Source organism: Vibrio sp. PID17_43, from assembly GCF_002608565.1.
Taxonomy (GTDB): Bacteria; Pseudomonadota; Gammaproteobacteria; order Enterobacterales; family Vibrionaceae; genus Vibrio.
Genome location: NZ_LIXM01000011.1, coordinates 1 through 21,626, shown reverse-complemented (window position 1 = coordinate 21,626; position 21,626 = coordinate 1). Strand labels below are relative to the sequence as shown.

Here is a 21,626-nt window from a genome sequence, read left to right as displayed (position 1 = left end):
GTCAACAGGGTGATTAGAGTATGGGAAACAGTATCTAGACACAAACTCTGACAGGTGCCGAGTTAAAATCAATGATGAATTTTAGAAATGACATAAATGGATTAAGGGCAATAGCCGTCATTGCTGTGGTTCTTTTCCACTTTAACCCATCTTGGGTTCCAGGTGGTTTTGCTGGTGTAGATGTGTTCTTTGTTCTCTCTGGCTTTTTGATGACGGGGATTATTTTTAGAGGGTTAGAGAACAATAATTTCAACTTGTTTAAGTTTTATGTAGCTAGAGCTAACCGGATTATTCCAGCGCTTGCTGTTTTGTGTCTTGTTCTCTTGATTTTTGGTTGGTTTTATCTCACACACGTAGACTATAGCTCATTAGGAAGACATGTGGTGAGTAGTATCGTTTTCCTATCGAATGTGACCTATTGGAGTGAGTCTGGATACTTTGATGCAGCTTCAAATGAGAAGTGGCTTTTACACACATGGTCTCTCTCTGTCGAATGGCAGTTCTATATTCTTTATCCAATAGTTCTTATAGCACTAAAGCGATATATCTCTCTTGAGAACTTAAAGAGGTTAATCATCATTGGTGTTGTGTTAGGTTTTGTACTTAGTGCAGCTGCAACGATGAAGTGGCCCAATGCAGCTTATTACCTTCTTCCTACTCGGGCATGGGAAATGATGATGGGGGGGATTGCTTTTCTTTACCCTTGGAGCCTTAGTTCTGAAAAGAAAAAGAAGCTGATTGAAGGCATTGGTTTAGCCTTGATTTTGGTTTCATACTTTTTTGTATCGAGCGATGTACCTTGGCCTGGTTATTTTTCACTATTACCTGTCTTTGGCACTTACCTAATGGTTCTTGCCAATCGGCAATCTAGCGTTGTGACCAATAACTTTGCTTTTCAGTGTTTAGGTAAGTGGTCATATTCTATTTACTTATGGCATTGGCCTATTTTGGTGTTTGGCTATTATTTTGATATTGGAAATTGGTCTCTATATGGAATTATATTGTCTTTAGTTTTTGGGTTTGTAAGCTTTAAGTTTATCGAAAGTTATAGATTTTCTGGGTACTTAACGTGGCGTGATATTCTGAAAGTTAAAGCTTTGGCTATGGTTGCAGGGGTATCTGTTTTAGCCTCTATGGTGGTTATCGAAAAAGGATATGTCAATCGACTACCAATGGAGTTTAAGTCACTTATGGCGATGGCCAATCCAAGTCCTTACAGAGACAAGTGTCACATAGGAGAATACCAACGACCTGAGGATTCTTGTGAGTATTTTGAGAACGATGTTCAGTGGGCGATATTAGGAGATAGTCACACTGTTGAAATTGCATATGCTTTAGCTGAAAAGTTAAAAGAATCAGGACGTGGTGTTAAGCACTTTAGCTTCTCTGGTTGTTTTCCTTCCTATGGGCAGGGGAATGGGTTTTCAAAATGTGCTAAATGGTATAACGAGTCAGTTAAGAGCATACTTAATGAAAGCAGAATTCAAAACGTTGTGTTTAATCACCGGTACTCTGTTGCTTTGCTAGGCGATCATTTGTCTAGTTATCCTAATGTTGGACCGCTATATGACAATTTCCAAGAGATATTGGAATCAGTCGATCGTGCAATTATGGAGTTGTCAAAAAGTAAAAAGAATATCTATGTTTATTTGCCTATTCCGGAGATAAAGAAACCAATAGGGCTGTTACTCTCAAAAGTATGGTTGAGTAATCTTGGTTTCCATGAAGTGCTCGGAACTACTTTGACTTTTTATAACAAGAGAAATGAAGTTATTCTTAATCACTTTAAGAACACGAGTTATCCCGACAATGTGATTTTCATAGACCCGACGGATGCATTTTGTGATGATAAAGACTGTTTTGCAGTTAGGGATGGTAAAGCGTTGTATTTTGATGATCATCATCCATCTGTTGATGGCGCAAGATTACTGACGGATCTAATTTCCACCCATTAAGAGTACACCACGTGCTTAGTAGTAATGCGGTTTGTAGTGTTGTTCTTACCTTCTTGACCGTATCCGATCTGATGGTTGATTACGAATGTAAGTAACGAAGCCAAGTAATACCAATATAACAGCAACAAACACTTTGGCCCACGTCAGCAGACCAGAGCCTTCTATTATTTGCCAATCAAAAAAAGAGTCATGATAGAAAGCGTTATAGTCTTGGGATGAAGTTGATACGCCATAGGTTTGGTTTTCATAAACTATATCATCTACATACTTCTTCCAGTCACTAAGTAGATTTGTTTGGCTACCAGAACTAAGAAACCACTCCTTAACGATATCTATGTTAACCGGAAGTTCGAGTTTTCCAAGATCAGGTGAATATAGGTCGCTATTATTGCTGCTAGTGGCTATTACAGTATCAAGTACTGTTATTGAGCTATTTCGTTTACGCTGGGTCGGAGAGCCGAGATTAACTTGGTTAGTAAAATAGCTTTGAGTGTTAACTGCCCCGTTGTCTCTTTGTGACGATTGTAGATAATCGCTATTTAAGTGCACATGTAGCCAGAAGACACTTTGGCTTTCGTCTATGTGTTCCATGAAAATCAATGTTGCAGTGGCATTAAAGCTGAGTAGCAACGAACTGATAATAGCAATGTTTAAAACGTTGATCACCTACACCTCGATATCATCTATAAAACTGCGTGAATGAAATTGGTGTCCCTAACAGAAAACTTCATGGGTACGATATCGTGGGCACCTATATACCCCCTAGTACTAATGAGAAAACCGAACGGTTTTGCACACACTATAGTTGAATTTTCTACATTCGAAATAATTATTCGTTTGATCACATCTAAACTATAGCTCAGCATCAGGCGGCAGGTACATTTTTAGCTGTAGTTCAAAGATGTTGGACTTCGATATCATGATCTATTTTCGAAGGATATTAATTAATCTATAGCAATAGTTAGACACGATCAGAGCTGATACAACGTATCATACACTTTCTATTTTGAGATTAAAAATACACCGGCAAGTATCAACAGTGTTCCAGTTGTCTTATTTATGGTTAAGGGTTCATTTAAAAACCAATACGCAAACAGCATTGTACCGATAAAGCCTAAACCGACGAATGGATACGCTTTGCTAACATCTACCTTTGCTAATACGCCTAACCAAATAGCCGCACTGGAGACATAGGATAATAGGCCCCCCAGGACAAAAATATTCGTTAAAACAGTTGTAACACCTGAAAAAACTCCAAGGCTGAATGAATCGTGAACCGTTGGATTTGACATCCCCTGTTTCAATAAAATCTGTGCTAAAACAGATAAAGAAACGCTAAATAAAATTAATATAATAGAGATAACATTCATAGTACTTGCGCCGCTATTGATACTAGTCCACAAAAACCTATAGTGATTATGCTACCCCTATCTCTCAGCGAGAATATTATGGGGTCATGATGCATTTCTCCTCGATGGGTTTTTATCCACATTCTCATTAACCAATAGCATAGAGCCGGCACAATCAACCAGAGTATATCCGGTTGTTGGTATTGGTCTGTAAGTACATTGTTATTGATATAGAAGCAGAACATAAGTACTGACAATAACGCAGAAGAGGCACCAAAGCTGATCAATACAGAGTAGTCTTTAGGTGAATAATCTCGGCCTTTTACGCTTTTTTGGCCATCTACTTCCATAGTTTGAATTTCAGAGCATCGTTTAACTAACGCTAAACTAAGAAAAATGAATATCGAAAAAGCTAACAACCAGAAAGAAGCAACGACATTTATGGCTGCAGCACCAGCAAGTATTCTAATCGTGTAAAGTAGGGCAAGTGTCACGACGTCCATACCGACATATTGTTTGACTTTAAAAGAATACAAAACGGTTAAAATCAAGTACGAAAATAAAATGAGAGCAAACTGATAACCAATAAAAATTGAAATGAAAGATGCAATAAGAAGGAATACTATGCCTACAATAACACTGCTTTTGATGCTGATCACTCCAGCAGCTAAAGGACGGTGTTTCTTTATCCGATGGGCTCTGTCTGATTCTATATCCAAAAGGTCGTTGAGAATATAAGTTGATGATGCTAAGAAACTAAATGCGAAAAATGCATAGATGGCGGTGCTAATATTATTGAGATCTTCGAATGTACCAGAAACGACCAGTGGGACGAAAATAAGTAGGTTCTTCAACCATTGATAGGTCCTGAGCTGCTTAAACCAAACCCGCATACTTGGTTGTTGAACATCAAACGTTTTGTCAACTCGAAATTGCAGCGCTTTCCGTTTTGCCTGATAAGTAGGATTGACCAGTACACTTTGCTCCGCATGTTCAAATATTTCAAAATCTATAACATCATTGCCCGCGTAAGAAAATTTTTTACTTATGTTTTCTATCTTCTTAAGTTTGGTTTTCCCTTTTAAATTTTCATTTTTGTTGCTGCTAATACAATCATAAAAAATATCATGTTGGCTAACAATTTCTCTCGCGTACTTTTCGTTTGACGCAGTAGCAAGGTATATCTTCCTCCCTTTGCTCTTCTCTTCTTGGAGAAAAGAGTTAAGCTCCTGGTTTAACGGTAGAGACCTTAAATCAAGCTCGGCACGCTCAGAAAGTTGATACTTGATATATGATCTGCCTTTGAGCAGCCAAAAAAAGCAGTAAAAAGCGATGAGCGGATTTTTTTTGAAAGCGACTATAAAACTCTCAAATAGCAAATCAGTTTTGGTGTAGGTGCCATCCAAGTCTACAAACATCGGATAACATTCATTGTTGTCCATAACGTACCCACGTTGATATCGAAACTGTTATTTGTATAACCGTATAAAATTTAATCTATAATGTTTGCCCTAAATTTTGTATGGTGTGCTTAACGGTTTTTGTATAGAGATCGTTAGAGAATCTAGTTGGGCCTATAAAGTGAATTAAAGAGACTTTGCCTAAATACCCTGCTAACCCTGACTGTTTGGTTTCAAAGTTCGGAAAACCATGATTATGATATTTTGGCCATTTTAGAACTTGGCTGTTTTCACATAATGATTGCATCACGTTACTAGAAAATTGCTCGGTTCCCCACTCAGACCATGTATCTTTCCCTAGCTTTCCTTCCATGATTTTAGATACTTCTGGCAGTAATGTCAGTAAATTAGACCCCTTAGGAAAACCTGCAAATGCAGAGCATCCTCTTAAGTAATGGCTAGCGTTCAACACCTTAAGCGCCGTTAGATTCATTTCCGCTTTTGCTTGCACATGGTTATTATTCCAACTCCTTGCCAATTGAGCCATGTAGTCAATTGGAACAGGATCAGGAAACATTGGGCTACCAATAGTAAAGCCTTGGTTATTATTTACTTGCTCTCGGATCTCTGATAACGCACCAATAGTGACGGTGTCACTATCGAGCTGAATGACATAGTAATAATCAGTTCTTTTTAATAAATAACAAAGCCTTTCCCATGTCCCCCCTCGAGGACAACTGAAGGTTTCGATCTCGTTAATGTCGATTATTGAGACATCTATTATATGTTTCCGCAATAAAAATACGTCGTCGTTGGTTAAACTCCCGTCATCAATCAGTTCAATTTTGCACTTACCGAATTTCTGGACAAAAGACTTAATTGCAACCAATGACATTTTCACTGCAGCATGGTGTACTTGTGAAACCAAAAGTACATCTGAAGTATCGGAACTACAGATAGGAGGGGTATCAATTACATTTGACAACACTTTATTAAACTTAATAATGTTGCGTCTTTTGATCAAACCGTTAAGAAAATTTATCACTGTGCTTTCCATGTTTGTGAATGTGTTCGAAGTCGATTAAAAGAGTATGAAGAGTGATTACACTCACTCAATTAACCCAACAATGTTCCCGTCATAAAAATCAACAAGCGTCATGCGTTTCCTACATTTTCGTTAAACTTGGTAAAGTCCAATTGAGCTTTTCGATAGTCCTCGGGAACGCCAATATCGATAAAGTAGCCATCAGAGATAGATGGTAATACATTGTGTGTATGGATAACGTTATCCAAAAAATCGCGTTCAAAAGAAAACGACGATTGCGGCGGGAGCTCATTACAAAGACGAGAGTGAAACAAGTAGACTCCGGCATTAATTAATCCAAAATGACCACTCTTCTTTTCTTCAAAGTCCGTTATTTTTTCATCGCACACCTTTACCCGTCCATAGCGGCTTGTGTCTTCAATGCTTATTAATGACATAACAAGATCTGCGTTTTTGACTGTACTTTTGGCGTACATGTCAGTCAGGTCATACTCAACTAAGGTGTCGCCATTAATAATGAGTGCGAGCTGCTCAGTAGGCTGGGATAAATGCCCCATAGCTTGCTTGATTGCTCCACCAGTACCAAGAGGAGTAGACTCAACAGAGTATGTGATATCTAGACTTTTATATTTACAACCAAAGTGCTCAATAATGACCTCTTTTTGGTAAGACACCGCTAATATGACTTTTGTCACACCCTGCTCTATCAGGTAATCAAGTATATACTCCAGAAATGGGCGCTCAGCGACACTGACCATCGGCTTAGGTAACTGACCGCTTATTGAGCGCAACCTCGTCCCCAACCCGCCACAGAGGATTATCGCGGTAATGCTATCCATACTTTGCACGGAAAAGTTCCTCTTCTACGTAAGCACAAATTATATGACCAATGAGAATATGGCTTTCTTGTATTCGTGGCGTATGTGAGGATGGAACGCTTATACAGATATCACATGCATCTTGAATCTTTCCTCCAACTCCCGCCAAGCCAATTGTCGTTAATCCATTCTGTTTCGCGGATTCAAATGCAGCCAATATATTTGGAGAATTGCCGGATGTACTGATGCCTATAAATATGTCACCAGCCATGCCATTGGCTTCAATCTGACGTGAAAACAACCTTTCGAAACCGTAGTCATTGCCTATTGCAGTTAATATGGAAGTGTCAGTCGTTAGGGCAAGAGCTGGCAAACCGGGCCGATCAAACTCAAAACGGCTCACAAACTCTGCGGCAATGTGTTGAGCATCAGCTGCGCTGCCTCCATTGCCAGCCACCAGAATTTTTTGTCCATTTTGATAGGCGGCCAAACAGGTTTTCGCCGCTTGAACAATGTTTTCATTTATCGAAAGGCATGAAAGTAGCGCCTGCTTAGTTTCAATGGATTCAGCAATGTGTTGCTGTATAAACTCTAGACTGTCCATGATTGTGTTCCTTGCTGGGTGAAACGGAAGGGCTGTATATGCCCATCTAATTCATTCAATGCTCTTTCTACATCTAATCGTCGAATAGGGTCGACAAAGAGCATCATGAATCCCCCGCCCCCGGCTCCAGATATTTTAATGGATTTTGCACCAGCGCTAAGCACTTTATCCTCAATTAACTCTATTTGTTGAGTCGAAATAGCGGACGATGTTGATTTCTTCGCATTCCATGCATCCTTCAGAAGATCAGCCATACCATCAATATTGGATTTGAGCAGGCACTCTTTCATTGAGTATGCTAAATGTTTTACTTCATGCATCGCTTGAAGAGGCTTTTTATCTTCAGAATTGGTTGTCTTTACCTGATCATCAATAATTCGAGCCGAAGAGCGCGAAACACCAGTAAAGAACAAAATAATTTGGCTTTCAAGTTCATTCAATATGCTTTGTCTGATGCGCAAAGGATTAACGATGACACGCTCGTTGTCATAAAACTCCATAAAGTTAAAACCACCAAAGGTTGTCGCATATTGGTCTTGACGACCACCAGATAGCTGACAATCCTTACGCTCAATTTCATAAGCAAGCCTGGCTACGTCATACTCTCCAAGCGGTAAATTTAATAATTGCTGATAAGCACTAATTATCGTCACAACCATTGTTGAGGATGAGCCAAGCCCACTACCAGGAGGAGCATCAGAGTATGTATAGACTTTTACCGGTAAAGGTTCATTGTTGTTAAATTCACGAACAATGCGATTGTAGATTGCTTTGTGCAATAGTAGTTCACCACTCAACGGTAGCTCATTCGTTAATGGGGAATGAAATTTCTGTTCGATATCTTGCGCGATAAAGGTGATACCGTCATGGTGCTCCTTGAGCTCAATGGTACAATTGGCGTACATATCTATCGTTGCGTTTAATACGCACCCACCGAATGTATCGCAATAAGGAGAAATATCAGTACCGCCACCGGCAATCCCTAACCGTAGGGGAGAACGTGCTCTTACCAACATATTTAAGTCCTTTTCCAATAAGTCATACAGCATATTTACGTCCAACATATGTAGTTAAAGACCATAACCAATGATTTTGCAAATTTTCGAATCTAGTCCTAGAGTTACCATTAGGCAATGGAATGTATTAAAGACAGAATGATTGTATGGTTAAGGAAGAAAGAATTCATGTATGTCATCTGGTCTATAGTTTCGATATCGGCGGTTTGGAACGAGTGATCGCGGACTGCATTAAAACACTAGATCAAGAACAATATAGGCACAGTATTATTGCGCTGACGGAAGTTGGTGCATTTGCTAATGAAGTGGAAGAACACGCAAACTTTTACTCACTACACAAGACAAAAGGTCATGATTTTTCAATACATCTAAAGTTGTTTAATCTCATCAAAAAAATCAGACCAGATATACTGCATAGTTACAATTTATCTACGATAGAATATCAATGGCTAGCGTGTATAGCTAGCGTCCCACTTAGAATTCATGCTGAGCATGGAAGAGACTCATATGACATTCATGGAAGTATAAAAAAGTACCAGATATTGAGACGGTTAATGAGTCCATTCATCAATCATTTCGTTTCTGTTTCCTTAGACCTACATAATTGGATGTTAAATGATGTCCGTCTACCAGTTAAAAAGTTGAATCTAATTAGGAACGGGATCGATACTAAATATTATAACCCTAGCTTTGCAAGTAAAACCAATAAAGGTATTTATAAAGATAAATTTGTATTTGGTCATGTATCTAGGCTACATCCAATAAAAAACCAATGTTTTCTAATAGAACAATTTTATCAGGCATGCTCAGAAAGTAATAGTTTCAAAGACAACTGCTTACTTGTTATCGTTGGTAGTGGGCCTGATAAAGATAAACTCGAAAAGCAAGCTTTACAAAATGAAAGTTTGAAAGGAAAAGTGATATTTACTGGTTCAAAAACAAACGTCAGAGATTATTATGGAATGTTTGATGTATTTGTTATGTCATCCATAGCTGAGGGTATACCGATGACACTTCTCGAATCTATGGCAATGGGACTACCTCACCTTGTGACATCCGTTGGTGGAATTAAAGAAGTAATCCTGAATGAACAAACAGGGCTAAGCTTGGAAAACAATGAAAAACATACATACTATCTGAAGATGATTGACCTATTTAATGATAGAGAACGTCTCCATGCTATGTCTAATAAAGCAAGACAAAGAATTGTTTCTGATTATAGTCAAGACAAGATGGTAGATGCATACAATATTATCTATAAAACGGTAGCGAATTAGTATGGAAAGCTTTTTATTTGCATGCTGCTTAGTTATGGTGGTCTTCGTCTGTATTAGAGCGAACAAAATTGAGGATGATGAAGACTGATGAGGGACTTAGTATTTATAATATTTTTTGCCATAATCTTATTCATTTCATTTAGAAAGCCTTTTATTGCTGTATCCATTTGGTTGTGGTCAGGAATATTTGTTCCCATATACTGGCTATACGGATTCGCTGAAGCTATCAGATACAACGTAATATTTGCTGGAAGTGCGATTATCGCTTACGCCTTTTACAAACAAAAGCCAAGTGTTCATTTCGACTCTCTGTTTTTTTTAGTTTTGATATTTTTCTTACATACGACAATAACAACAAGTATGACTTTGATACCACCATCTGTTTCATGGATTATATGGGATAACTTTTTCAAAGTTATTCTGCTGTTTATATTTATTTATTTAACAGTTAGAAATATCAATCACTTCAACCTATTGATATGGATCATTGCTCTATCGATTGGTTTTTTTGCACTTGTTGAAGGTTTGAAGTTCATAAAATCTGGTGGCTTTCACCAGGTCCACGGAGCTTATGGTCATATTTTAGGCGATAACAACCATATGGCATTAGCTATTCTTATGGCGATACCATTGCTTATTTATTTAATTTCTTATACACCGGAAAAGTGGCTAAGAATAGGTCTCATAGGGCTTATATTTGTATGTGTTCTGGCTGTTTTAGGTACAAAATCCCGTGGTGGCTTTATTGGCCTGTTAATTGTTGGTGCATATTTTTGGGTCAAATCTGAAAAAAAATTACTTGCGACTGTTGGATTTGCCGCATTAAGTTTCATTGCTATAGATCTACTCCCAGACAAATGGTTTGAACGTATGGAAACCATTCAAACTGCTGAAAGCGACGGATCTTTCGCTACTCGACTCGTTTCTTGGAAAATACACACCCTTATGGCGTTAGAGAGGCCACTTATTGGCGGTGGATTCCGAGCACCTCAATATGGCTATATTTGGCGAGATTTAGCGTATGATTTTGACAAATTAAGTTTTATTCGATCTGCGCCTCCGGGTGATAAAGGTTGGGCGGCACACAGTATCTATTTTCAAGTGCTAGGAGATCACGGCTTCGTTGGTCTATTTTTGTTTTTGATGATCATCATTTTGGCCTTTTTGAAGCTATCATCAATTGAAAAATACTTTAAAGGTCATTGGCAGTCTAAATTAGCACGAATGATAAAAGTTTCGTTGACGGCTTATTGTGTGTCAGGAGCAGCTGTATCGATGGCATATTTTGAACTGTTTTATGTACTTCTTGCTATGATTATTTGTTTATCTACTCTAAAAAAAGAATCACAAATGCAAATTAATACGGAGCGTATCACTGCACTTTAAAAATTTCTCCTATAGTTTAAAGCGTGTATTTAATCGTACCCTCGCATCTTTTAATCGCTCCAAGTGGCGATGGTCATATTGCTGCGTTGTAGTAATACTCGCATGCCCTAAGGCGTCTTTTAATGTACCTAGATCCTCACCACATTCCAGCATACCGGAGGCAAAAGTTCGGCGTAAATCATGGGGAGCGAACGCATCTTGTATCATTGCTAGCTCACGGCGGCGCTGTAAAACATAGTATATCGCCTGATCGGACAGCCGGTTTTGTGTCACGTCATTGTGACGTCTGATACGGGTAAACAAAGGTCCGAGGTACTCACCTCTCACTTTTTCAATCCATTGCATTATCCGCTCCCAACTTTGAGCTGGTAGGTAAACTCGCCTTTGTTTATTTCCTTTTCCATGTACGATCAATGACATATCTCGAAATGACAGATGTGCGAAATCAAGCGCAACAACTTCGCTTCTTCTTAATCCTGCACCTAACATTAAACTGATTATCGCTGCGTCACGTATGGCTATTACGTCTAATTTCTGATCGAGGTGATGAAATATCTTATCTATTTCATCGTTGTCTAAAGAGCGGCCTTTGGGAATACGATGACCTTTAACTGATTTAACCATTCTGATCAGAGCTAGGGTGTCTGAAGAAATAAGTTTCATCATGAAAGCTTCGTTAGCAACGCCCTTTAATGCGGCTAAGTAAAGATTTATAGTCCTTGGTGCACGACCCAGTTCTAAAAGCTTATCAACGATAAATCTCAAGTGGACATTACTGAGTTCGTGCCATACCCAATTTTGAATATCTTTACCTCCAAAATGTCGAACAGATGAGTTGAGACATGATGCAACGGTGCGTCGGCTTTTACGACTCGGCAAACTTTGTAAATACGAAATAGCAGGATTTCTAGTTTGATGACCAGCTACTAAAACTGCATTTTCGTTCTCTTGGTACTTTGCAAGCGATGTTGTCGTAATCATTGGCTCACAATCCTCATTTCGTTTGTTGACCATACTTGCCTTATGCACTGTTAAGTTTCCAACTGAAATTTATCCTAGTTGAATACTAACAAAATCGCTAGTTCCTGTAAGCTACTTTTGAAAATATACATTTACATAAGTAGAAATTAATTTGAATTCATGTAGAACGGAAAAACAGTATTCTGGCATCATAAGAAAATAAACTTGACTCACTAAAGTGACGCCGTAACTAGTGAAATCTTGCCAAGTTGAACCTATGGAAGAAGGTGAAACTAAAGTTGTTATAAGATAGAGCAATGCCTGGTTGAGCTATCATGTATAACTCAAAGTAAGGTACTAAGTATCGGCAACGATTTACAAAGCCAAAGTCGGTTATCAGTGTAATATTTTGACCATCGTAGCTATTTATGAACAAAGATTTATGCCATCTTTCAGCTATCGTTTTGGTAGCTTTATAACGAAAGTTTGTTGGAGATCGTCATGTTTTAGAGATTCACGACTATGTGGTGGAGAGAACAAGGACATAAAGATTTTATAATAATTTCTTGGTGGCCAGCGATGATAAAATGGACAAAAAGCTTTGGCGCGGTATTAATACGTACTAGGCTGCCAATCTCCACGCGATACATTTCTGCCCATTTTGGGCTATCATTCCTTCATGGAGATGGTAACGACATCAATTTTAGAATTTTTGGTACATTGATTGCGCACGTTCTCTGCCATTTCATCAATAGAAGTTGGCGACTTTGCTCAAGGCAAATATCCATTGCCTGGTATTTCAACGGCTGTGATTTTGTGGTGTGGCAGTTAGCTTTGCAAGTACTGAGGAAACTTTCCCCAATGAAAGACGCATCGGAACAGTCCTCTAGGTAATATGATTGCCGATCTCACACACTACTGCGTTACAGCGTCACCTTGATAATAACATCCCTTATGAAGGCAATTACTATTAATATTTTCTCATACCAGATATACACTTTGGATCGCATAAAAAATAGCATTTAGGTTATTATATGCGATGCTGATAATCAGAAGCCCAGCTAAAAGGCCTGCCTTTTTTAATGGTAACCCCTTGAATCCAAATGCGATAATGATCGAAGAAGCTAACATCGTGTGCCCTGTATACAAGAATAAGCTGCCACGATCCTGATATTCAACATGAAAAAGCATAGTGATAACCAACCAAACTGCAGCGATAAAAAGTAAAGAGTCTCGGTGTATGAAAGCGCGTATATATAAAAACAACAATGCGCCTAACCCTATGTAACCAATGAAGCTAAATCGACCAGAACGAAAATCAGCCATCAAGTTGTCAGGACCGATTTCTACTACATGATGAAAAGGTGCAATAAAAGTATGTGCCAAGAACGTGGTCATAATTGATAGCAAACCTTGTTTCTCGCCAGGTCGGACAACGGACCAAAGAGTCCGTTTTATGACTTCTACAGGATTAGAAAGTAACTCATAAATACTTTGGTAATAGCAGATGAAAAAAAGTGTGCCAAATATAAGTAGGAAGCGAACAATCCCACTAATCAGATACTTATATATATCCTTATTGTTTAAACTGTTTTTTTTCGTTGTCAGCAAGCTAACTTCAAGTAGTAGTATGAGTAACAATAGATAGGTAGTGGTTCCTATTGCCATCGTATACACAAAAATTTTTAACCATGTCACTTCTAAGCCAGGTTTATTGTAACTTTTTATGTATAGATAATAACAACATGAGATCCAGAACCCAGCAAGTACATACGAATCCAGAACAATACCATTGACGAGAAAAGTAGAACTACACAACATGAATAATGTCATTAATGAAGCTTTAAATGCACATTGAAGTATTTCAAAAAATATAAAGTAAGCGACAATAATCAATCCAACATGGAATATAATGCACACGAATATAACGCTTATTTCAGGACTTATCCCAAATAACTGAAATATTTCACAAGGCAAACGATACAAGTAAAGAAATGGGTGCTTTATTAGTAATGGAGGAGATTCGTGTGCGGTCTTTATCTTCCAATCGTAAGATGAATAGCCGAGTGTTTCGATAAACCAAGCTTGGTCAAAATCAAATACTGTATTGATATCATCATAAAAACCGATGCTAAGAAGATAAACATTTATCAGCAAGAAAAAGGCTGTAGCTAAAGGGATAATAAATAAAAACAATATTACATTTTCTTTAGCTGATTCGGTAATTTTTGATTTAATGATGGTAACATTCACTTTATAACCCTAATAAATCCAGTTCTAAAAAATAGACCAAAGAATTAAATTTGTTCTTGCCAATTGCGAACAACTAAGAATTCTTCAATGCGTATTTATCTAAAAGTTGATAAAGAGTCGGCCTAGTGATTCCTAAGTACTTGGCTGTATTTGATAAATTCCCATCACAATAGGTCAATGCTTTTGATACGGCTTCTCTTTCTGCTTTATCACGGGTGACCTTGAGATTGAATTCTATTGTCGATTGATTTGAATTTAGCCCCAAATCTTCGGCAGATATTAGTTTAGCCTCACTCATTAATGCTGCTGACTTAATTTTATTCTGTAATTCTCGAATGTTACCTGGCCAATGATAAGATAGTATCGCATTCATGGCTTCATCGCTAAATCCATTGAAGTTCTTTGATAACATGTCAGCAGATTGGTTTAATAGAGTTCTGCTGATAGTAAGTACATCTTCGTTGCGTTCTCTTAATGGCGGAATATCAATAATAATTTCGCTAATACGATAGAATAAATCTTCCCTAAATGTCTTTTCTAACACCATTTCTCTTAGATTCTGATGCGTGGCACATACAATTTTGATATCGACAGATATTTGATTTCTTCCGCCAACTCGTTCAATAATTTTATCTTGCAAAAAGCGTAACAGTTTGGCTTGCAATGAATAGGGCATATCGCCAATTTCATCCAGGAATAACGTCCCACCGTCGGCACATTCTATTTTACCCGGTGTTGTTTTCTGCGCTCCTGTAAACGCTCCTTTTTCATAACCAAAAAGTTCACTTTCTAATAAGGTTTCAGGTATCGATGCACAATTTATTGCAACAAATGGCTTATCACTTCGGCTGCTTTTACGATGAATTTCTCGTGCGATGAGATCCTTACCGGTTCCACTTTCACCTAATAATAACGTTGTCAATTCAGTTGGAGCGACTTTGTCAATCATGGATTTAACTTTCATCATCTTAGGGCTGGAGCCAATGATAGGTGTATCGCTACAATCGATAGCATCAAGCTTGGCATTCTCTGATTCTAACGTTGAAACCAGAAAAGCTCGATTAATGATGACGGTCAGTTCTTCATCGTTAATTGGCTTTTGATAGAAGTCATGGGCACCTAACTTGATTGCCTTAAGTGCATTCTGGTTGTCATCGTTTCCAGTGATTACAATGACTTTACAGCTTGGGTTCAACGACAAAATTTCTTGTAAAGTAGCAAGCCCTTCGCTCGCGTTTTCTTCATCCGGAGGCAAACCCAAATCTAATGTGACCACCCTAGGTGTAAATCGTCGAAGGGATGAGATCGCCAACGACCTATCATTGGCAAATACCACATCATAGTTATCTAGTGTCCATTTTAACTGCTTTTGAATACCAATATCATCTTCTACGACGAGTAGCTTTTCCATCACACCTTCCTCTGGCACAACTTTCACTTTTATACACCATGACTATTATTCTGATTATAGTAGAGTTTTATTTGTCGGTAGGAATATATACATCAAATCTTGACCCGACCCCCTCAACCGAGCTGACTTCAATGTACCCATTTAACTGCTCAACAAATTTTTTTGCATCATACGCCCCAATACCCATACCGGCGTTGCCTTTAGTTGTATCAAAAGGCTTAAACAACCGCTTGGTAACGAACTCTTCAGACATACCAATACCATCATCTTCAATACTGACAGCAAAGAATCCTTTCTTATTAATTCTCGAGACGGTTACACATCCATCTGGCTGAGTTGCATCTTGTGAATTTTGTATTAGGTGAGAGAACACATTCTTCATCCTTTCTTTATCTGCTTCTATAAATACCTTCTCATCAGGTCGTATGTCGCAAATGGGTGAAGGTGATGTGTTCTTTCTTTCAGTGCAAGCTTGCAAGACAACTTCGCACAAGTTGGTTTTTTCTATTCCGCTATCTTGGACTCGATGTTTGCGTAGGTGTGATAACACTTTGTTTAAGCGTGACGCCGCAGAGTCAATAGTCACAAACGCATCGTCAATGAATTCAGGGTTGCCTTTGTGCTTTATCGCATTCTTAGAAAGTAATTCAAGTTGAGCCAACACATTTTTTAAATCATGAATGAGAAATGTCGACATTTGATTGAATGCAATAAATTGTTCATTTTCCGCCAGTTGTGAGCTCGTGACATGTAGATTGATAAAGACTGAAAGTTGTGTACCTATAACCTTCATCAAATCTCTGTCCTCAAAATCAAGTTTACTAGTGCTATTGATTTTTGATATTAAGAAAACAAATTTTAAGTTTCCCGATCCAGAAACAGGAACAATATATTTTATATCACCCACATTCTCGATATCTTCATGATTGAACTCAAATGGCATGGAAGTTGGTTTACTCTTAGCCTCATCGATATCAACTATCCAATCGTGTTCAATTGCTTGCCTCGACAAATTAGTCAAGTTCTCTTGATAATAAAGTGAGACAGCATTATTTTCAGCACGTTGAATGAGCCTGTCATTCTTAACTTCATACAAAAGTCCTTGTTCACAGTTAAAAGGTTTCATCATTGAAGTCAGCGCAACGTGATAAGGTGTGGAACTATCGCTTTCTAACGTTGCGGAAAATTTCATCCACTCTTCACGGTAATCATATTTGTTTTCATAAAAATGTTTAACAATGAAAACTTTTAGTTGGCTTCTCAATGATTCAGATAAGAACAGACTAACCAAAACTGAACAGCTAAGTGCCAGGAAGACATACTGAGCAATGTTACTCCAGCTATACCCCAAATATTTGATCAAGTAGCCAGTAAGCGCCATCACTAATAAGTACCCCCCTGATACTATTAGCAACGTACTATGAAAAAGAATATCTCTTGATACATAAATTCGAATAGACCACTGCTGGAATCGTCTTACAGTGAGAAGAATGAATGGAATAGCAATTAAAGAAACCCAGCCACGACCATATAAAAAGCTCTCGTCAATCCGTTGGATAAGTAAAGCATCGGAAAAAAAGGCGAGATCATAGGTATAGATTAAACCAAGACCTAAACATAGCGGCTTAACCTTCCAGCGATGAACCTTTGCTGTGCGACGATAGAGTTGCTCGATCAAGCAAAGAATTAAAATCGCTTGAGCGAGGTGAAGGATGAGGAATACCTCGTATCTTCCCGTGCCCCCTCCAAGGCCTGTTTCTATGATTAAACATAAAACTAACAACGTCGAAATGCACACTCTAAGCTTACTGCCTGCAACCAAACGGAAAAATTGAACATCACGGTCTAAAAGATTGGCCAGTATGGCTATCCACATTGCGTTTCTCAATGTTTCTAGGCTAAACACGTAGAGCGCAAAGTTTCCATAATAGCTTTGCACCGCAAAGCCCGCCGACCACAGTCCTCCCACAGCAAATGTAGCTGCAAGCAAAGTTCGTTGCTGTGACGTTGTTTGTGTAAAGATCAACAAAAGAAATGAAAATAGATATGCGGCTCCTGACAAAGAGTAGCCCACTGTCCCTAGCCAATTTTCCACAGCCAATATCCTTGTTAACTGAGTTTCTCAAAACGTTGCTAATTTTAGAGTTGCCACACTACACTTTAGACTAAATCACTAATCTATGCTTTAGGATAGACAAGTCTTGTCGTATGAAGCTATATCGAGAGATAATTACATTATTACTATTGATAAATTAGTGATGTATACCTCTACTATAATGTTAATAGTAAAAGCCATTCTTACTATCTTTTCAAAGATCTGGTGTTATAGTTAAATGTAGAATTTTAACATGAACTAGCTGAGTGTTAGGCTCCTTTCTAGGTGATGCCGATGTACTTAAATGTTCACTCTGTGAGTTCAGTGTACTCGCTAATTCGATTGGGAAGAGTAATTTTATGGATAATAGTACATCACAAGTCCCTTTTTTCTCTGTCATTATACCTACAAGAAATCGACCGATTTTGTTCAAACGTGCTCTTGAGTCTGCGATCAACCAAACATTCGATAATATAGAAATCATTATTGTCAATGACGGTAGTGATGACAAATCGATGAAAATGTACAAAGAGATAGAATCAGGCTGCCAAGCTAACGTCAGGTTTTACAATCTCATACACAGACCTAAAGGCCATGGTTCAAGTTACTCACGTAATTATGGTGCACAAGTATCTAACGGTCAGTACTTATGTTTTCTAGACGATGATGATCTTTGGATTGATAATGAGCATTTAAGTACAGCACATGAATCAATTAAATCTCACACAGAAATCGTTGATGCTTATTACACAAATCAGAAAGCATACGATCCAAATGGCCAGGAAAGCAGCAACTGTATATGGCTTGAAGATTTAATTTCTCGGTTCGAGGATACTAAGCAAGACAACCTAGGAAATACGGTTTTAGATGTGACCCATTTAACTAAAAGCAATGGATTTTCTCATCTTAATTGTTCAATCATCCGTAAAGAATTTTTTGAAAAAATTGGTGGTATGGATGAGGACATTCGTTACGAGTCAGATAGAGATCTTTACTTGAGAACGATAGACTTAGCGCAAGGAATAATATTATTCAGTCCAAGATTTATAGCTAGACACAACATTCCAAACGCTAAGAAAAAAGATAATGTTTCTACCGCATCTTCTGATATAGAAAGATTTATTTACCAACTTAGAATGTATAACAAAGGATTAATATTTTCAAAAACATCTAATGTTAGGGATGTTTGCATTAGGAATAAAATGTATATTTTAAAAAAAATGACGGAAGAATTATATAGAAACAAAGATTACGAAAAAAGCGCATCGTTTTCAAGACAAGCGTTAGGTGTTCGATTCAGCTTAAAATGGTTTCTATTCTCTTTGTATTTAAGTGGTTTAACTTTAATATATAAAGTCAAAAACCCCACTTCAGAATAGTCTATACGTAACATTTAAAAGGAATTAACATGTTAGTCGAAGCTATTAAAAAACCAGCACTTTTGTTACCGAAAAAACACATCATTCTTATAAGCCATATGCGAGCAAATACTACTTTACTAGGGCACATTTTTGGCAGCCATCATAATATATCAGGATATTATGAGCACCATATTGGTTACTACAGCTGGAAAAGCTTGATTAGAAAAAAGATAAAGTTCTCTCGTGAAAACCCAGCAGAACCTGTAACGGATTACTATTTTGACAAAATTCTGCACAATGAACACCATATAAAAGAATCTATTTTTCAACAAGATAATGTGTCTCTTTTCTTTATGTTAAGAAGACCAGATATGGCTATAAAAAGCATCGTAAAACTCTACCAAAGAGTCAATCCAAGTCACGATTTTGCGAGAGTGGACCTTGCAACTAAATATTACATAGAAAGACTAAGCGAAATAGAAAACATAGCTGTTAAATACGCCAAAACGAAAGATGTATACTACCTAGATTCCGAGACTATAATAAATAACACTGATTATACATTAAATAAAATCTCTCATTGGTTTAATTTAAAACCAACTCTTAATTCAGAATATAAACTTTTTGAACTGTCTGGAAAAAGGAAACATGGGGATTCCTCGGAAAATATAAAAAATGGATTCGTTAGCAAAAAACCTTCTAATTATGAAAATATCATAATTGAAGATGAACTGTCCTTGAAGGCTGAAAACGCTTACCTCAAGACAAAGAAAAGAATTTTATGCTTAGCAAAATCACAAATAACCCTCTAATTGTGACCTTGGATTCAAGTACGAAGTGCGACACCTCTGAACATAAAAACAGTGAGATGCGATAATCATGAAGTTTGCTCCCGCCAAGAAGTAAAAAACATGAAATACACGCACCTCACTGAGCACGAAAGGTATATGATTTCTGTACTCAGAAAGCAAGGAATTAGTACCACAAAAAATAGCTAAACAACTGGGTCGTCACAAAGCCACTATCTATCGAGAAATTGAACGTAATTCCCGATACAACAGACACTTTAAAGGTACTCCTATCAAGCATGGAGCCCCCAACAAATGGCTCGTAATCGACTGAGCCGGTCACGCAGAAACAAGCGCTACAGCGAAATCGACTTTAGGTTGCCTGATGCCTTGCTACGACTGGATTGGAGTCCTGACCAAATCGTCGGATACCTAAGGGTAAGAGGCTATCCAACAATGAGCCACGAGCTCATTTATCAGCATATTTGGAACGACAAAATGACTGGCTACACTTTTATTGGCCAATTAGACGACCGAACGACGGGATCACTCAATGTGAGAATGAGCAAAATCATGACCCGCTCTGATTTACCTTTTAAAACTATAACTGCTGATAACGGCACTGAATTCCATGGTTATGCACAACTAGAAAAACATTTTTACTTTGTAAATCCATACCATTTATGGGAGCGAGGCACTAATGAAAACATCAATGGCTTGATACGACAATACTTACCAAAACGAACTTCTATGTCATACGTGACACAGAAGCTCTGCAATGAAATTGCACACAAAATTAAATATGCGCCCACGCAAAAGGCTTTGGTATAGAACACCACCGGAGTATATTCATGCGCATCTGTAAAAAGTGTCGCACTTCAAACTTGATACTAAGCATTTATAAACCACCACACAGGTCTAAGTAATTTCCTGTCGAGAACGATGATTTTTCCGATGAGAGCCAATAAATAGCTTCTGCCACTTCTTCTGGTTTACCACCACGCTGAAGAGGAATAATACTCTTTAACCTCTCAACCCTTTCAGGTTCACCACCATAAGCATGCATTTCCGTATGTATCAGCCCCGGACGGACACAATTAACTCTAATGCCCTCTGAGGCAACTTCTAGTGACAAGCCTTTTGTTAGCGTATCAATTGCTCCTTTTGAAGCAGCATAATCAATGTACTCATTGGGCGAGCCAGAGCGAGCTGCTCCCGATGAAACATTTACGATGACGCCACCGTCGCCACCATGACGAGTAGACATACGTTTAACCGCCTCTCGGCAACAAAGAAAGTAGCTAGTCACATTGTTAGTCAAAATTGTATTGATTCTGTCGGCCGTCAGATCCTCAAGACGAGACTGCTTACGCAAAATTCCCGCATTGTTCACGAGTACAGATAATGAGCCTAGCTCATCGTCAATTTGTTCGAACAGCCTCAATACGTCATTCTCAACGGAGACGTCTGCTTGAACTGTAATACAACGGCCACCCGCAGCTCTAATATCTTGAGCTAACGCTTCGGCCGAAGCTGAATTGGACTTGTAATTAATGCAAACCGCATAACCCTTTGACGCAAATAATTTGGAAGTCGCTGCGCCGATGCCTCGGCCGCCACCTGTGATTAAAACCACTTTTGAATCATTCATAAATCATCATTGAATCGTAAAATTGGAGAAATGCATAACGCCCAATTAACGTGTGAAGCACGCAATACCTTTGCCACCGCATACAACCTTAACACTAAAATCGACGCATAGTAAAAATGCCACGCGTGCCGAATCACTCTTAAATTGTTTGTATGGGAAATTATCCCTCTAAATCGACCAGTTTCGGGTAATGTGAGACCCAGGCTTTAGCTGCAACTAAAGCTTTCCATGTAGTAGTTCGTTTAAACGCTGGCTCC

Annotated in this window: 17 protein-coding genes and 1 pseudogene; 6 read left to right on the top strand and 12 right to left on the bottom strand. The window is 38.2% G+C overall.

Features of this window, described 5'->3' with window-relative positions; translation table 11 throughout:
• Positions 1-71: 71 nt before the first annotated feature.
• Positions 72-1,955 (top strand): acyltransferase family protein, encoded by a 1,884-nt coding sequence (locus AK965_RS09530; RefSeq protein ID WP_253252682.1) that lies wholly within the window; start codon positions 72-74, stop codon positions 1,953-1,955.
• Between the two features lie 45 nt (positions 1,956-2,000).
• Here the strand turns inward: AK965_RS09530 and AK965_RS09525 are convergent, their stop codons facing one another.
• The 7 genes from AK965_RS09525 to AK965_RS09495 all read right to left on the bottom strand — a co-directional run bounded on the left by AK965_RS09525 (position 2,001) and on the right by AK965_RS09495 (position 8,220).
• Positions 2,001-2,621: a hypothetical protein gene (locus AK965_RS09525; protein ID WP_099079374.1), complete on the bottom strand. Its 621-nt coding sequence runs from the start codon at positions 2,619-2,621 to the stop codon at positions 2,001-2,003.
• 335 nt (positions 2,622-2,956) lie between these two features.
• On the bottom strand, positions 2,957-3,325 hold the full coding sequence (locus AK965_RS09520; protein ID WP_099079373.1) for an EamA family transporter: 369 nt from the start codon (positions 3,323-3,325) through the stop codon (positions 2,957-2,959).
• Positions 3,322-4,746, bottom strand: coding sequence for a UbiA family prenyltransferase (locus tag AK965_RS09515; protein WP_099079372.1), 1,425 nt, complete (start codon positions 4,744-4,746; stop codon positions 3,322-3,324). Before AK965_RS09515 ends, AK965_RS09520 begins: the two co-directional genes overlap by 4 nt.
• A gap of 55 nt (positions 4,747-4,801) precedes the next feature.
• Entirely contained in the window at positions 4,802-5,749 is a 948-nt protein-coding gene (locus tag AK965_RS09510; protein WP_099079371.1) for a hypothetical protein, read from the bottom strand.
• A gap of 110 nt (positions 5,750-5,859) precedes the next feature.
• On the bottom strand, positions 5,860-6,588 hold the full coding sequence (locus tag AK965_RS09505) for a nucleotidyltransferase family protein (protein WP_099079370.1): 729 nt from the start codon (positions 6,586-6,588) through the stop codon (positions 5,860-5,862).
• Positions 6,581-7,171 (bottom strand): SIS domain-containing protein, encoded by a 591-nt coding sequence (locus AK965_RS09500; RefSeq protein WP_099079369.1) that lies wholly within the window; start codon positions 7,169-7,171, stop codon positions 6,581-6,583. The genes AK965_RS09505 and AK965_RS09500 overlap by 8 nt, the downstream gene beginning before the upstream one ends.
• Entirely contained in the window at positions 7,159-8,220 is a 1,062-nt protein-coding gene (locus AK965_RS09495) for a GHMP kinase (protein ID WP_216360612.1), read from the bottom strand. The genes AK965_RS09500 and AK965_RS09495 overlap by 13 nt, the downstream gene beginning before the upstream one ends.
• Positions 8,221-8,333: 113 nt before the next feature.
• Here AK965_RS09495 and AK965_RS09490 point away from each other — a divergent pair, with 113 nt between their 5' ends.
• Together AK965_RS09490 and AK965_RS09485 are read left to right on the top strand one after the other, a co-directional pair.
• Positions 8,334-9,464: a glycosyltransferase gene (locus tag AK965_RS09490; protein ID WP_099079367.1), complete on the top strand. Its 1,131-nt coding sequence runs from the start codon at positions 8,334-8,336 to the stop codon at positions 9,462-9,464.
• A gap of 87 nt (positions 9,465-9,551) precedes the next feature.
• Entirely contained in the window at positions 9,552-10,850 is a 1,299-nt protein-coding gene (locus tag AK965_RS09485; protein WP_099079366.1) for a putative O-glycosylation ligase, exosortase A system-associated, read from the top strand.
• A gap of 9 nt (positions 10,851-10,859) precedes the next feature.
• Here AK965_RS09485 and xerC read toward each other — a convergent pair whose 3' ends face one another.
• The 4 genes from xerC to prsK form a co-directional block, all read right to left on the bottom strand.
• The gene (xerC, locus tag AK965_RS09480) at positions 10,860-11,831 is read right to left on the bottom strand and encodes a tyrosine recombinase XerC (RefSeq protein WP_099079468.1); all 972 of its coding nucleotides are present in this window, start codon (positions 11,829-11,831) and stop codon (positions 10,860-10,862) included.
• Positions 11,832-12,791: 960 nt separating this feature from the next.
• On the bottom strand, positions 12,792-14,063 hold the full coding sequence (locus AK965_RS09470; RefSeq protein ID WP_099079364.1) for a hypothetical protein: 1,272 nt from the start codon (positions 14,061-14,063) through the stop codon (positions 12,792-12,794).
• Between the two features lie 73 nt (positions 14,064-14,136).
• Positions 14,137-15,474 carry a PEP-CTERM-box response regulator transcription factor gene (prsR, locus tag AK965_RS09465; protein ID WP_099079467.1) on the bottom strand — a complete coding sequence of 446 codons (1,338 nt, stop codon included), beginning with the start codon at positions 15,472-15,474 and terminating at the stop codon, positions 14,137-14,139.
• Between the two features lie 67 nt (positions 15,475-15,541).
• On the bottom strand, positions 15,542-17,569 hold the full coding sequence (gene prsK, locus AK965_RS09460; RefSeq protein WP_172438115.1) for an XrtA/PEP-CTERM system histidine kinase PrsK: 2,028 nt from the start codon (positions 17,567-17,569) through the stop codon (positions 15,542-15,544).
• 359 nt (positions 17,570-17,928) lie between these two features.
• On the opposite strand from prsK, the gene AK965_RS09455 reads away from it, so the two are divergent.
• The 3 genes and pseudogenes from AK965_RS09455 to AK965_RS09445 all read left to right on the top strand — a co-directional run bounded on the left by AK965_RS09455 (position 17,929) and on the right by AK965_RS09445 (position 20,583).
• Positions 17,929-18,948 (top strand): glycosyltransferase family 2 protein, encoded by a 1,020-nt coding sequence (locus AK965_RS09455; RefSeq protein ID WP_099079362.1) that lies wholly within the window; start codon positions 17,929-17,931, stop codon positions 18,946-18,948.
• A gap of 29 nt (positions 18,949-18,977) precedes the next feature.
• Complete coding sequence (locus AK965_RS09450; protein WP_099079361.1) at positions 18,978-19,742, top strand: hypothetical protein; 765 nt, start codon at positions 18,978-18,980, stop codon at positions 19,740-19,742.
• 99 nt (positions 19,743-19,841) lie between these two features.
• Positions 19,842-20,583: pseudogene (locus tag AK965_RS09445) on the top strand (IS30 family transposase).
• A 33-nt stretch (positions 20,584-20,616) separates the two neighbouring features.
• On the opposite strand, the gene AK965_RS09440 reads toward AK965_RS09445, so the two are convergent.
• Complete coding sequence (locus AK965_RS09440) at positions 20,617-21,369, bottom strand: SDR family oxidoreductase (RefSeq protein ID WP_099079360.1); 753 nt, start codon at positions 21,367-21,369, stop codon at positions 20,617-20,619.
• Between the last annotated feature and the right edge of the window lie 257 nt (positions 21,370-21,626).